At 70.6% G+C, this 13,269-nt stretch carries 12 protein-coding genes and 2 riboswitches; of the genes, 6 read left to right on the plus strand and 6 right to left on the minus strand.

From position 1 onward, the window contains the following. Positions 1-37: 37 nt before the first annotated feature. Together OG485_RS29490 and OG485_RS29495 are read left to right on the plus strand one after the other, a co-directional pair. Positions 38-1,066: a zinc-dependent alcohol dehydrogenase family protein gene (locus OG485_RS29490; protein WP_328671525.1), complete on the plus strand. Its 1,029-nt coding sequence runs from the start codon at positions 38-40 to the stop codon at positions 1,064-1,066. 180 nt (positions 1,067-1,246) lie between these two features. After that, complete coding sequence (locus tag OG485_RS29495; protein WP_328671527.1) at positions 1,247-1,909, plus strand: NADPH-dependent F420 reductase; 663 nt, start codon at positions 1,247-1,249, stop codon at positions 1,907-1,909. Between the two features lie 26 nt (positions 1,910-1,935). Here the strand turns inward: OG485_RS29495 and OG485_RS29500 are convergent, their stop codons facing one another. The 6 genes from OG485_RS29500 to gcvT all read right to left on the minus strand — a co-directional run bounded on the left by OG485_RS29500 (position 1,936) and on the right by gcvT (position 8,802). Further along, complete coding sequence (locus OG485_RS29500; RefSeq protein WP_328671529.1) at positions 1,936-3,108, minus strand: N(5)-(carboxyethyl)ornithine synthase; 1,173 nt, start codon at positions 3,106-3,108, stop codon at positions 1,936-1,938. A gap of 254 nt (positions 3,109-3,362) precedes the next feature. Continuing rightward, positions 3,363-3,920, minus strand: coding sequence for a glycoside hydrolase family 25 protein (locus OG485_RS29505; RefSeq protein ID WP_328671530.1), 558 nt, complete (start codon positions 3,918-3,920; stop codon positions 3,363-3,365). A 425-nt stretch (positions 3,921-4,345) separates the two neighbouring features. After that, a complete protein-coding gene (locus OG485_RS29510; RefSeq protein WP_328671531.1) occupies positions 4,346-5,713 on the minus strand; it encodes an L-serine ammonia-lyase in 1,368 nt (455 codons plus the stop codon). 163 nt (positions 5,714-5,876) lie between these two features. Beyond that, positions 5,877-7,136, minus strand: coding sequence for a serine hydroxymethyltransferase (glyA, locus tag OG485_RS29515; RefSeq protein ID WP_328671532.1), 1,260 nt, complete (start codon positions 7,134-7,136; stop codon positions 5,877-5,879). Between the two features lie 11 nt (positions 7,137-7,147). Next, positions 7,148-7,525, minus strand: coding sequence for a glycine cleavage system protein GcvH (gene gcvH, locus OG485_RS29520; RefSeq protein WP_328671533.1), 378 nt, complete (start codon positions 7,523-7,525; stop codon positions 7,148-7,150). Positions 7,526-7,683: 158 nt separating this feature from the next. Then, positions 7,684-8,802: a glycine cleavage system aminomethyltransferase GcvT gene (gcvT, locus tag OG485_RS29525; RefSeq protein ID WP_328671535.1), complete on the minus strand. Its 1,119-nt coding sequence runs from the start codon at positions 8,800-8,802 to the stop codon at positions 7,684-7,686. A gap of 34 nt (positions 8,803-8,836) precedes the next feature. Further along, positions 8,837-8,947, minus strand: a riboswitch (glycine riboswitch). Then, a riboswitch (glycine riboswitch) is annotated at positions 8,948-9,044 on the minus strand. It abuts the riboswitch before it with no gap. Between the two features lie 175 nt (positions 9,045-9,219). Here gcvT and OG485_RS29530 point away from each other — a divergent pair. The 4 genes from OG485_RS29530 (at position 9,220) to OG485_RS29545 (ending at position 13,227) form a co-directional block, all read left to right on the plus strand. Beyond that, positions 9,220-9,888, plus strand: coding sequence for an AAA family ATPase (locus tag OG485_RS29530; protein WP_328671536.1), 669 nt, complete (start codon positions 9,220-9,222; stop codon positions 9,886-9,888). A 63-nt stretch (positions 9,889-9,951) separates the two neighbouring features. Then, on the plus strand, positions 9,952-10,725 hold the full coding sequence (locus OG485_RS29535; protein WP_328671537.1) for an enhanced serine sensitivity protein SseB: 774 nt from the start codon (positions 9,952-9,954) through the stop codon (positions 10,723-10,725). A 227-nt stretch (positions 10,726-10,952) separates the two neighbouring features. Further along, on the plus strand, positions 10,953-11,753 hold the full coding sequence (locus tag OG485_RS29540) for an enhanced serine sensitivity protein SseB C-terminal domain-containing protein (protein WP_328671538.1): 801 nt from the start codon (positions 10,953-10,955) through the stop codon (positions 11,751-11,753). A 475-nt stretch (positions 11,754-12,228) separates the two neighbouring features. Beyond that, on the plus strand, positions 12,229-13,227 hold the full coding sequence (locus OG485_RS29545) for an ABC transporter permease (protein ID WP_328671539.1): 999 nt from the start codon (positions 12,229-12,231) through the stop codon (positions 13,225-13,227). The last annotated feature ends 42 nt before the right edge of the window (positions 13,228-13,269 follow it).

Below are 13,269 nucleotides of genomic sequence, written 5' to 3' on the forward strand. Positions count from 1 at the left end.
ATGGATCGTCTCGCGTCCGGCTCCTAGCGTCATGGGTATGCCAACCACCGCACGCACCGTGCTCTTCCATGAACTCGGCGGACCCGACGTCCTGCGGATCGAGGATGTCCCCCTGCCGGGCCTCGTCTCCGGCCCGGACGCCGGCTCCGGCCCCCGGCCCGCCCCCCGGCACGTCCTCGTACGGGTCGAGGCGCTCGGCCTCAACCGCGCGGAGGCCCTGTTCCGCGCGGGGACGTACTACTACCAGCCCTCCCTGCCCGGATCTCGGCTCGGGTACGAGGCGTCCGGCACCGTGGAGGCGGTCGGCGAGGGGGTCACCGGTTTCGCGGTAGGAGACCCCGTGACGACCGGGCCCGGCATCGAGATGGGCACCCAGGGCGTGTACGCGGAACGCGTCGTGCTGCCGGACACCGCGATCGTGCCGCGCCCGGCGTCGGTGGACGCCGTCACCGGCGCGGCGTCATGGCTGACGTACACGACGGCGTACGGGGCACTGCTGGAGACCGCGCACCTCAAGCCCGGCGACCACGTCCTGATCACCGGGGCGTCCAGCGGCGTCGGCACGGCGGCCGTCCAGGTCGCCCGCCGCATCGGCGCGATTCCGCTGGCCACCACCCGGTCCGCGGCGAAGCGGCGGCGGCTGCTCGATCTCGGGGCGGCCGAAGTGATCGTCTCCGACGAGGAGGACGTGCCGGAGGAGGTCCGGCGACTGACCGGCGGCCGGGGCGTCGAGGTGGTCTTCGACGCGATCGGCGGCCCCGGGTTCCGGCCGCTGGGCGAGGCCCTCGCCGAGGGAGGCGTGATGGTCGTCTACGGCTGGCTCGACCGGCGCCCGGCCGAGCTGCCCTGGAACTGGCCGTTCACGATCCACACATACGCCAACTTCGCCCTCACGTCGACACCGGAGGGCCGCCGCCGCTCCACCGCCTTCCTGAACGCGGGTCTGCGGGACGGCGGGTTCCGGCCACCGGTCGCCGAGGTCCTCGAGGGACTCGACCGCATCCGGGACGCGCACCGCCTGATGGAGACCAACACGCACATCGGCAAGATCGTGGTGAAGCCCTGAACCGCTTCCGTCCCCGAAGGCTGAACCCCAAAGGCTCCGAGGCCGGAAACCGGTCGCTGTTTCCCGCGTCTCCGCTGTTTCCGGTCTTTGTCACCCGGACGCCGTACGTCCCGGAATAGCGCGTCCGCCCCGGGAGTTGCCGTGCCCGTCAGGCGCACCAACCCTGGAAGGGTCTGTCTCATGAAGATCGGCATCATCGGCGCGGGCAACATCGGCGGCAACCTCACCCGGCGGCTCACCGCCGTCGGGCACGACGTCTCCGTCGCCAACTCCCGCGGTCCCCACACGCTTGGCGCGCTCGCCGAGGAGACCGGCGCGACCCCCGTCACGGTCGAGCGGGCGGCACAGGGCGCGGACGTCGTGATCGTCACGATCCCGCTCAAGGCCGTGCCGAACCTGCCGGACGGCATCCTGGACGGAGCAGCCGAGGACGTCGCCGTCATCGACACCGGCAACTACTACCCCCAGCAGCGCGACGGCAGGATCGCCGGGATCGAGGACGACGGCCTCACCGAGAGCCGCTGGACCGCCCGGCAGATCGGCCACACGGTCGTCAAGGCGTTCAACGGCACCTACGCGCAGGACATCCTGGACCGCGCCCGTCCGGCCGGTGCCCCCGACCGGATGGCACTCCCGGTGGCCGGCGACGACACGGCGGCGAAGCGGCGCGTACGCGACCTCATCGACGAGATCGGCTTCGACACCGTCGACGCCGGCGGCCTGGACGACTCCTGGCGCCAGCAGCCCGGCACCCCCGTCTACGGCCTCCAGGAAGGCCGCGACGCGGTGACGAAGGCGCTGGCGGAGGCGTCCCCGGAACGCGCGGCGGACTTCCGCGGCTGAGCGGCCGTCCCGCCGCGCCCCGCGCTCTAGACCGCCTGGCCCAGCGCGTCCGCCGGGATCTCCGAAGCGTGCGGGTAGACGGCGGACCGGTGCTGGAAGGAGAGGATCTTCGGGTTCTGGACGACGCCGTCACGGATCTCGATGGCCTTGCGGACCGTGATGTCGGCGTCCCACGCGGCGGGGCCGCTCATGACCTTGCGCAGGTAGGGAAGCAGCGCCTCGCTGATCTCCCAGGTGGCGGAGTTCCACAGGTGGGACGGGCTGTGATCCACCGCGTAGTAGTGGCAGCCCGCTCCGACGGTGGGCATGGGCTCGCCGAAGGTGGTCGGGCGGGCCCAGCCGAAGCCCATGCCCTCGTCGCAGGCGACGTCGATGAAGAACGTGCCCGGCCGGAACAGGGCGAGTTCCTCGTCGGTGACGAACGTCAGCGGCGCGTCGGTGTCCTGCAGGACGCAGTTGACGATGATGTCGAACCCGGCCAGGTACTCCGCCAGTGGCACGGGCCCGGCCGGAGTGGAGGCCTGCAGGCCCGACGCGGTGCCCGGCCGCTCCTCGAAGTGGCTCATCACGACCGAGGGCATCGGTGAGGCCACCGCCGCGGCGGCGCGCTGAGTGAGCACCGTGACGTCGGAGACTCCCATGGCACCCAGGCCCGTGACCGCTCCGCGCGCCGTGGCACCGAAACTGATGACCGCCGCGCGCAGGCGGCGCCCGTAGCTGCCGGTCAGGCCGCCGAGCTGCAGGGCGTGCAGCACCGAGCAGTAGCCGGCGAGTTCGTTGTTCTTGTGGAACACATGGACGCTGAAGGCGCCCGTGGAGGTCCAGTGGTTCATGGCTTCCCAGGCGATCAGCGTCAGCCGCCGGTCGATGCCGATCTGGGTCATCTTCTCGTCCTGCACGCAGTGCGGCCATCCCCACAGCACCTGGCCCTCGCGCAGCTCGGCGAGGTCGTCGTGCAGGGGCTTGGGCAGCAGCATGATGTCGCACTCGGCGACGAGTTCCTCACGGGAGCGCAGTCCGGCCACGAGGGGCCGCAGCGCGTCGTCGGCGACGCCGAACCGTCGGCCGTAGCCGTGTTCGAGGAAGATCTTCTCGCGGATGTCCGGGGCGATCCGGTCGAGGTGGCGAGGGTGCAGGGGCAGGCGGAACTCGTTCTCCTTGCGGGAGGAGGCGAGCACTCCGAGACTCATCAGGCTCATGTGGGGCGGCTCTTTTCCTGCCGGACGCGATGCGCTCCGGCCTTGCCGTTCCCCGAGGGCGACGCCGCGATGGATGGCGGCGTGCGAGGTGCGCTCGGTAAGTCAACCGTACTCCGGTCCCGGACGCCGGCCGCCCGCCGCTCGTCCGAGCCCGGCGGGCGGCCCGGCGTTCCGGGGAAAGCGGATGCCGGGCGCCCCCGGGGCGGCGCGCCGGGGGCGCCCGGCGTCGGCGGTCGGCGGAGAACCGGTGACCTCTAGGCGCTGCCCGCCCACGCGCGCAGGGCGGCCCTGGTGTCGAAGTCCGCGACGTCCCGGTCCACCGGCTCGGAGGTGTACTGGTGGAAGCGCCACTTCGCCTGGATGCGGGGTTCGCCGGCGGTCACGTAGTCGGCGATCCACAGACCGTCACCGGCGTACGAGGTGGTGTCGACGTTCAGCCAGAAGTTCCGGTTCGTGTAGAGCACCACGCGGTTGTCCGGGCGGAGCTCCTTGACCTTGCGGATGAAGCGGTCCTTCTCCGCGTTGCTCGCGTGGGTGCCCTCGCCGGTGGTCTCCCAGTCGACGGCGAGCAGGTCACCCGCCCTTTCGGGGGCCTTGCTCACGAAGTAGGCGGCCTGGGCGGTGATGTTGCCGGGCCACAGGAAGTGGTAGAAGCCCACGACGCAGTCCGCGTCGCGGGCGGTCCTCACCTGCGCGGTGAGTTTCGGATTGACGTACGAACGGCCTTCCGTCGCCTTGACGAAGACGAAGGAGAGACCGGCGGTGCTGTACGTGGACGACTGGTAGGCGCTGACGTCGATGCCTCGCAGCATGGGTGGAGCCTCCGTGCATGGGGGGGGGAGGGGGAGGGCCACGCGGGGCGGTCCCCGGGTGTCCGTGGCGAACAACTGCCGCTGTCCCGGGGGACGGTCGTCGGGGGGCGGCCGCCGTTGTCCACGGGGACAGTCCGTACGGGACAACTGCCTTTGGGGTTCCCTCACTTCGCCCCCTCCACGCTCGCACGCGTGAGCGGCGCACCCGCACCGGCCGTCAGGGCCGGGCCTCTCGTCCGACTCGGCGCCCGATAGCCGCCCGCGCGGGAGCCGGCCCGTCGGCACGCGTCAGGGGCCGAACCGGCCACCGGCGGGCAGTCCATGCCGACGAGAGCGTGCGGTCCGCCGACAGGACCGGGTCCGGCGCTCGCTCCGTCCCCGGTCCCCGCCGCTCCGGCCGGCCCTCCCGGGAGCGGGCCCGCTGCTCAGCACTCGATGATGTTGACCGCCAGCCCGCCCCGGGCCGTCTCCTTGTACTTGACGCTCATGTCGGCGCCGGTCTCCTTCATGGTCTTGATGACCTTGTCGAGGGAGACCATGTGGGAGCCGTCGCCGCGCATGGACATCCTGGCGGCCGTGACGGCCTTCACCGCGGCCATGCCGTTGCGCTCGATGCAGGGGATCTGGACCAGGCCGCCGACCGGGTCGCAGGTCAGGCCGAGGTTGTGCTCCATGCCGATCTCGGCGGCGTTCTCGACCTGCTCGGGGGAACCGCCGAGGACCTCGGCCAGCGCGCCGGCCGCCATCGAGCAGGCCGAGCCGACCTCGCCCTGGCAGCCGACCTCGGCGCCGGAGATGGAGGCGTTCTCCTTGAAGAGCATGCCGATGGCTCCGGCCGCGAGCAGGAACCGTACGACTCCGTCCTCGTCGGCGCCCGGCACGAAGTTGATGTAGTAGTGCAGCACCGCCGGGATGATGCCCGCCGCGCCGTTGGTGGGGGCGGTGACCACCCGGCCGCCCGCCGCGTTCTCCTCGTTGACCGCCATCGCGTAGAGGGTGATCCACTCCATCGCGTGGGCCAGCGGATCGCCCTCGGCGCGCAGCTGGCGGGCCGAGTGCGCGGCGCGGCGGCGGACCTTCAGACCGCCGGGCAGGATGCCCTCGCGGGCCATGCCGCGCGAGACGCACGCCTGCATCACGCGCCAGATGCCGAGGAGCCCTTCGCGGATCTCCTCCTCGGTGCGCCAGGCCCGCTCGTTCTCCAGCATCAGGGCGGAGATCGACAGACCGGTCTCCTTCGTGAGCCGCAGCAGTTCGTCACCCGTGCGGAACGGGTACTTCAGGACCGTGTCGTCGAGCTTGATGCGGTCCTCGCCGACCGCGTCCTCGTCGACGACGAAGCCGCCGCCCACCGAGTAATAGGTCTTCTCCAGGACGAGCTCGCCCGCGGCGTCGTACGCGAAGATCGTCATGCCGTTGGCGTGGTACGGCAGGGCCTTGCGGCGGTGCAGGACCAGGTCGTCGTCGAAGGAGAAGCCGATCTCGTGCTCGCCGAGCAGGTTGAGCCGCCCCGAGGCCTTGATCCGCTCGACCCGCTCGTCGGCGCCCTCCACGTCCACCGTCCTGGGTGAGGCGCCCTCCAGGCCGAGCAGCACCGCCTTGGGGGTGCCGTGGCCGTGGCCGGTCGCGCCCAGGGAGCCGTACAGCTCGGCGCGTATCGCCGTGACCGGGGCCAGCAGGTCTTCGTTGCGCAGCCGCAGGGCGAACATGCGCGCGGCGCGCATCGGACCCACCGTGTGGGAGCTGGACGGGCCGATGCCGATCGAGAACAGGTCGAAGACCGAGATGGCCACGGGAACTCCTTGCTGGTTTCGCCGGACGCCGTTGTCCGACGGAGGTGGTGCGGGACTGCATGGAACGGGGCACCGCGCTGTGCTTCCAGTGTGCGCGGTGCCCCGGATGTCCGTACGAAGAGAAAACGTACGAGTGAAAATATATGACGAAAAGCCTACGAAACTACTTCAGGCCGGGGTACAACGGGTGCTTATCGGCCAGAGCGGACACACGGGCCTTCAGGGACTCCGTGTCGTAGGACGGCTTCAGCGTCTCGGCGATGATGTCCGCGACCTCGGTGAAGTCCTCGGCCGTGAAGCCGCGGGTGGCGAGGGCGGGCGTGCCGATGCGCAGGCCGGAGGTGACCATCGGCGGGCGCGGGTCGTTCGGGATGGCGTTGCGGTTGACCGTGATGCCGACCTCGTGGAGGCGGTCCTCGGCCTGCTGCCCGTCCAGCTCGGAGTTGCGCAGGTCGACCAGGACCAGGTGCACGTCCGTGCCCCCGGACAGGACGTCCACGCCGACGGCCTTCACGTCGTCCCGGACCAGACGCTCGGCCAGGATGCGCGCGCCGTCCAGCGTGCGCTGCTGGCGCTCCTTGAAGTCGTCCGAGGCGGCGACCTTGAAGGAGACGGCCTTGGCGGCGATCACGTGCTCCAGGGGGCCGCCCTGGAAGCCCGGGAAGACCGAGGAGTTCAGCTTCTTCGCGAAATCCTTCTTCGCGAGGATGATCCCGCCGCGGGGACCGCCGAGCGTCTTGTGCGTGGTGGAGGTGACCACGTCCGCGAACGGCACCGGGTTCGGGTGCAGACCCGCCGCGACCAGGCCCGCGAAGTGGGCCATGTCGACCCACAGGAAGGAGCCGGCCTCGTCCGCGATCCGGCGGAACTCGGCGAAGTCGAGCTGCCGCGGGTACGCCGACCAGCCCGCGATGATCACCTTCGGGCGGTGCTCCTTGGCGAGCCGTTCGACCTCGGCCATGTCGACCAGGCCGGCCTCGTCCACGTGGTACGCGACCACGTTGAACTGCTTGCCCGAGAAGTTCAGGCGCATGCCGTGGGTCAGGTGGCCGCCGTGGGCCAGGTCCAGGCCGAGGATGGTGTCGCCGGGCTGGGCCAGCGCGAACAGCGCGGCCTGGTTGGCGGAGGCACCCGAGTGGGGCTGGACGTTGGCGTACTCGGCGCCGAACAGGTCCTTGACCCGGTCGATGGCGATCTGCTCGGCCACGTCGACGTGCTCGCAGCCGCCGTAGTAGCGGCGGCCCGGGTAGCCCTCGGCGTACTTGTTGGTCAGGACCGAGCCCTGGGCCTCCATGACCGCGACCGGAGCGAAGTTCTCCGAGGCGATCATCTCCAGCGTGGACTGCTGGCGGTGCAGCTCGGCGTCGACGGCGGCGGCGACGTCCGGGTCGAGCTCGTGCAGGGGGGTGTTCATGAGCGACATGCGGTGACTCCTCAGCCGGCCGTGGAGGCGGTGTACTCGTCGGCGGACATCAGGTCCTCGGGCTCGCCGGCGACGCGCACCTTGAACAGCCAGCCGCCCTCGAAGGGAGCGGAGTTGACCAGGGCCGGGTCGTCCACGACGTCCTGGTTGGCCTCGACGACCTCGCCGTTGACCGGGGAGTACAGGTCGCTGACGGACTTGGTCGACTCCAGTTCACCGCAGGACTCGCCCGCGGTCACCGTGTCACCGACGGCCGGGAGCTGGGCGTAGACGACATCGCCGAGCGCGTTGGCCGCGAACTCGGTGATGCCGACCGTCGCGACGCCGTCCTCGGCGACGGACAGCCACTCGTGCTCCTTGCTGTAACGCAGCTGCTGGGGGTTGCTCATGACCTGAATTCTCCTGTACGCGGTGGAGTGCTGATGGAGGGAAGCGTGGGTGACCGGGCGGATGTGCCCAGGGTCACGTCCGGGGCCCGGCGAAGGGCGCCCGTCGGTACCGGCGCCCGACGGGCATCCGGTTCATGTCCGGCCGGTGCGGACCAGTGTCACTTCTGCCGCTTGTAGAACGGCAGCGCCACGACCTCGTACGGTTCGTGGCTGCCCCGGATGTCCACGCCCACACCGGTCGTGCCCGGCGCGGCGTGCGCGGCGTCGACGTACGCCATGGCGATCGGCTTGCCCAGGGTCGGGGACGGGGCGCCGGAGGTGACCTCGCCGATCACCTTGCCGCCTGCGACGACGGGATACCCGGCGCGCGGCACGCGACGGCCCTCGGCGATCAGCCCGACGAGCACGCGCGGCGGCTCGGAGGCGGCACGCTCGGCGGCTTCGGTCAGGGCCTCGCGCCCCACGAAGTCGCCGTCCTTCTCGAACTTCACGACCCGGCCGAGGCCAGCGTCGAAGGGGGTCAGCGCGGTGGTCAGCTCGTGCCCGTACAGCGGCATGCCGGCCTCCAGGCGCAGCGTGTCGCGGCAGGACAGACCGCAGGGGACGAGACCGGCCGGGGTGCCCGCGTCGGTGAGCGCCTGCCACACCTTCTCGGCGTCGGCGGGGGCGACGAACAGCTCGAAGCCGTCCTCGCCGGTGTAGCCGGTGCGGGCGATCAGGGCCGGGACGCCGGCCACCGTGCCCGGCAGGCCCGCGTAGTACTTCAGGCCGTCGAGGTCCGCGTCGGTGACCGCCTTGAGGATGCCGGGGGACTCGGGGCCCTGCACGGCGATCAGCGCGTACGCGTCACGGTCGTCGCGCACCACGGCGTCGAAACCGGCGGCACGCCCGGTCAGCGCGTCCAGCACCACCTGGGCGTTGGAGGCGTTCGCGACGACCATGTATTCGTGCTCGGCGAGGCGGTAGACGATCAGGTCGTCCAGGATGCCGCCGTCCTCCTGGCAGATCATGGTGTAGCGGGCGCGGCCGACGCCGACGGTGGCGATGTTGCCGACCAGCGCGTGGTTCAGGAGGGCCGCGGCCTCGGGGCCGGTGACGGTGATCTCGCCCATGTGGGAGAGGTCGAAGAGACCGGCCTTCGTGCGGACGGCGACGTGCTCGTCACGCTCCGAGCCGTAGCGCAGGGGCATGTCCCAGCCCGCGAAGTCGGTCATGGTCGCGCCGAGCGAACGATGCAGGGCATCGAGCGCGGTGTGACGGGGTGCGTTGCTGCTCATCGGTCTGGCTCCCAAGGCATGACGGCGAGGTCGTTCCTCCCCATCTGTCATCGGAACCTGAGAGGTTCATCACGACCACACGAATCGGTGGTCCTGACTTGCACCTTGGGTGGAGCCGCCGGAGCGGCCCGCTTTTCAGATGTGCCTCGCCCGCGCGGTAACGGTGCCTGAGAGATTCAAGGGAGGGACTTGCTCCTTCGGCGCCCGGGTACACGTACCCAGGACTCTCCCGCGCGGATTCAAGCGGCCGGTATGCAGTTGGCGCGGCCATCATCGCACGCGCTGTCGGATCACGGCAGCCCGACATCTGTGACGGGGCTGTGGCAGTCCGCGCACGGAAATGGGAAGCGCCGGGCATTACCTTCTCTTTACACTCGATGGGGATGGGACTCCACATCCCAGGGGAGGACGGTCACGGTGAACAGGACCACGGCGTACGCGACGACCTCGGGTCTCGCACTGCCCGAGCAGCCCGGCGCACGGGCCCGGGAGGCTCGCGGAGCGCGTCCCGCGGTCGTCGTGCGGGATCTTCGCGACCGGGTCGGGCGCAGTCCGCACGGCCTCCGCTTCGGGGCGCAGGACCTCGTCGTCGTCACCGGACTGCCCGGCAGCGGCAAGTCGACGCTGATGCGGCGGGCCGTGCGGGGCACCCGCGTCGACTCCCAGGACACCCGCGAGCGCTGGGACGGCCGGATGGCCGGCCTGCTGCCGTACGCGGTCTACCGTCCCCTCGTCCGCCTCGCGCACTACGCCGGCCTGCGCCGCGCCCTGCGCGAGGGCGGCGGACTCGTCGTGCACGACTGCGGTACGCAGGCCTGGGTGCGCCGCTGGCTCGCCCGCGAGGCCCGGCGCCGCGGCGGCGCGCTGCACCTGCTGCTGCTCGACGTCACACCCGGCACCGCGCTGGACGGCCAGCGCGAGCGAGGCCGGGGCGTCTCGCGCTACGCCTTCGCCCGCCACCGCGGCGCGGTCGCCCGGCTGCTGCGCTCCGCCGAGACGGGAGACCTGCCCGAGGGGTGCGGCTCGGCGGTACTGATCGACCGGGACGCGGCGGACGTGCTGCGCAGGATCGACTTCGGCCACTGACCGGTCACGGTGGCCCACTAACCTTTCCAGCCGGAACAGTGGTTCGAAGCGGGCGGTAGACAGATGGACTTTCCGGCACAGGCACACCCCCATCCGCACAGCGGTTGGCCCGGCAACGAGCTGGAGGAGGTGTTGTCCTCCTCCCTGGGCGTGCCCGGGCCCTCGGCGGGCGCTCGCATCGTCGAGGTGCTCGGCCGCAGCTTCGTATGGGTGCCGCTGCCCAATGGCGGCGGCCCGAACAGCGGTCCGCTGGATCTGCCCACCATGGACATCGGGGGCCAGGTCTACGTTCCCGTCTTCAGCTCCGAGGAGCAGTTCCGCCAGGTCGTCGGCGGTCACATGTCGTACACGATCGCGCCCGCCGTGGAGTTCGCCCGCGGACTTCCCCCGCAGGTCGGCATCGTGGTGAACCCGGACGGCGTGGTCGGCGTACCGCTGCCGCCCCTGGCCGTGGCCGAACTGTGCCGGGCCGGGCGGACCGAGCTGGACGGGGCGGCCAGCGGCGGCCGGGTGCGGCTCTTCGAGCCCGACTGGCAGGACGATCCGGTGGACTTCCTCGCCGCGGCCTCGGCGGAGTTCGCCGCGACGGGTGTCGTCCTGAGCGCCCGCCGCTGTCTGGCCAGCATCGAGGGCGACGAACCGGTCATGTTCATCGGCGTCGAGCTCGCGGCGTGGGAGGGCGACGCCCGCGCCCTGCCCCTGGACGCCCTGGGCCGTGCCCTCGGCCGCGTCCCGGTCGGCATTCCGGTGAACCTGGTTCTTCTCGACGTGACGCAGGACCCGGTCGGCGACTGGATGCGTGCCCAGGTGCGCCCCTTCTACCAGCACGGTCACTGAACGGCGCCCGCGCCGGGAGTGCCGGGCCGGGCCTCCGGCCCGCCGCGCGGGGCCCTCGGCCGCCCCGCGCGGCGGTTCCCGGCTCTCGACTGCTTCCCCCGGCGGAGCACGATCGCCGCATAAGCTGGTTTCATGGCCTGGTCGAGGTGTTGACGCATGTCGGTAACCGGTGCCTCGGGCGTAAGGGATGAGTTCGTCGTGAATTGTTCGCGAAGGGGCGGTTGAAGGTGAGCGCGTCGGGCACGGCCGCGGCCGGGCAGGTCGAGCACATGCTGCGCCAGGTGACTCCCGGGCGTTACGACGCCTACGAGGCGCTCCTTCGCGCGCTCGCGACCCCGTCGTCCGGCCAGGTGTGGATGCTGCTCTGGCACGGCCAGGCCGGCTCCCCGGACGCCCAGTACGGGAACATGCAGGTGGACGGCCTCGGGTACGCGCCCTGTGTCACCTCCGCGCAGGAACTCTCGGCCAGCGGCTGGAACCGCAGTTACGAGGTCGTGGACGGGCTGGACGTCGCCCGCACCCTGTACCCCGACCACTTCGGTCTCTGGCTCAATCCGCATGCCCCGGGCGGCGGCCTCGGCATCCCGTGGCTGGATCTGCGCCGGATCGCCACGGGCCTGGAGCGGCAGCCCGCGGGCCCGCTGCGGCTGTCCGAACCGGCCATCGAGATCCCGCAGTTCTACGCCCTGCTCACGCAGAACGCTCATCTCACCCCGGCCGTACGGTCGTTGCGCCGCGCCTGGGTCCAACCCACGCTCGGGGCGCCGTATCTGGCCATCGGCCTTGACGTGTACGACACTTCACCGCCCGCCGTCGACTCGGTGCGGGCGATGATGCAGCAGTCCATCGGCGCCGTCCCGGACGGGCTGCCCGTCTCCACCGTCGCGATGTCGGACGAGTTCGACCCGGTGGCGATGTGGCTGCGTGCAAACGCACGCCCGTTCTACGACCGCGAGGCGCACGCCGCTCCGGCGCAGGCTCCGACAGCGGGCGGTTACGGCTATCCGCCGGCCCGCGGCGGCTACTGAGAGCGTCCCGAATTCCGGACCTGTCGCATGCCCGTGCGAGAACGGCTGGCATCATGAGTCTGCACACGGGCTTCACGAAGTGTGCGCTCCATGCTGCTGACCTGCGGGGAAGTGGACGCATGTGTCGATTGTCCCATTTTGGTGGGACTTCTGATCCAAAAGACCCTTATGGGTTCTTTGGGGTCAATTGACAGTCGTCCGACTCCTGTTACCCACTGTTCGGATAACGGAATCCCCCAACAAGCATCACGGTTGCGCATAGTTTCTCCATGAGGCCTGGCGACTGATCGTGGCGGCACTGAAGACTCGCCCATCAGACACGGGACATCGCTCCTGTGAGCGAGTGCCAGTCGAATCATCAGCCGGGTCATCGGACCGCACCATCTGCGGTCAACCTCCCGGCGAGCAAGTGAACCAAGCCGCAGACAGCGGCAGTCGTAGGCCGGTCACCACCGGCGAGAGGGGTCGGGTCACTGTGACCGCACCGATCGAGACCACCGCGGCGGCATCGGAAGCGCAGCCAGAGGCTGCGCTTGCCGGAGCCGGCAAGGGGCAGATCGAGGGCCGTTCCCTGGGACAGATCGCCTGGACGCGCTTCAAGCGCGACAAGGTGGCGGTCGCCGGCGGTGTCATCGTCGTACTGCTCATCCTGATGGCGATCCTCGCCCGGCCCCTTCAGTCGATGCTGGGGCTGGACCCGAACGCCTTCAACCAGGACCTGATCGACCCGAACACCTCACTGCCCAAGGGCGGCATGGGTGGCATGAGCGGTGACCACCCGCTCGGTGTGGACCCGAAGTTCGGCCGCGACCTCGCCACCCGCCTCCTGGAGGGCTCCTGGGTGTCGCTGGTCGTCGCCTTCGGCGCCACCATCCTGTCGAACGTGATCGGCGCGATCCTGGGCGTCGTCGCGGGCTTCTACGGCGGGCGGGTCGACTCGATCATCAGCCGCCTGATGGACACCTTCCTCGCCTTCCCCCTCCTGCTGTTCGCGATCGCCATCTCGGCGACGCTGCAGGGAGGCGCGTTCGGCCTCGAAGGGCTCCCGCTCCACCTGAGCGTGCTGATCTTCGTGATCGGCTTCTTCAACTGGCCCTACCTGGGCCGGATCGTCCGAGGCCAGACCCTCGCCCTGCGTGAGCGGGAATTCGTGGACGCCTCCCGGGGCATGGGCGCCAAGGGCCCGTACATCCTGTTCCGGGAGCTGCTGCCCAACCTGGTCGGCCCGATCATCGTCTACTCGACGCTGCTCATCCCGACCAACATCCTCTTCGAGGCGTCCCTCAGCTTCCTCGGGGTCGGCATCCAGCCCCCGCAGGCATCCTGGGGCGGCATGCTCCGTGAAGCGGTCACCTATTACGAGGTCGACCCGCAGTTCATGATCGTGCCCGGCCTCGCCATCTTCGTGACCGTCCTCGCCTTCAACCTGCTGGGCGACGGTCTCCGCGATGCTCTCGACCCGCGCAGCCGCTGATGCCTGACGGACACCGAGAGACCACCAAGTTTCCTACAATGA

The organism is Streptomyces sp. NBC_00328 (genome assembly GCF_036139655.1).
Lineage (GTDB): Bacteria > Actinomycetota > Actinomycetes > Streptomycetales > Streptomycetaceae > Streptomyces.

Coding starts and splice junctions, on each gene's coding strand:
- OG485_RS29495 (WP_328671527.1), top strand. CDS start 1,247: ATGAAGATCGGCATCATCGGCGCGGGCAACATCGGCGGCAACCTCACC.
- glyA (WP_328671532.1), bottom strand. CDS start 7,136: ATGTCGCTCATGAACACCCCCCTGCACGAGCTCGACCCGGACGTCGCC.
- gcvH (WP_328671533.1), bottom strand. CDS start 7,525: ATGAGCAACCCCCAGCAGCTGCGTTACAGCAAGGAGCACGAGTGGCTG.
- gcvT (WP_328671535.1), bottom strand. CDS start 8,802: ATGAGCAGCAACGCACCCCGTCACACCGCGCTCGATGCCCTGCATCGT.
- OG485_RS29500 (WP_328671529.1), bottom strand. CDS start 3,108: ATGAGCCTGATGAGTCTCGGAGTGCTCGCCTCCTCCCGCAAGGAGAAC.
- OG485_RS29490 (WP_328671525.1), top strand. CDS start 38: ATGCCAACCACCGCACGCACCGTGCTCTTCCATGAACTCGGCGGACCC.
- OG485_RS29505 (WP_328671530.1), bottom strand. CDS start 3,920: ATGCTGCGAGGCATCGACGTCAGCGCCTACCAGTCGTCCACGTACAGC.
- OG485_RS29535 (WP_328671537.1), top strand. CDS start 9,952: ATGGACTTTCCGGCACAGGCACACCCCCATCCGCACAGCGGTTGGCCC.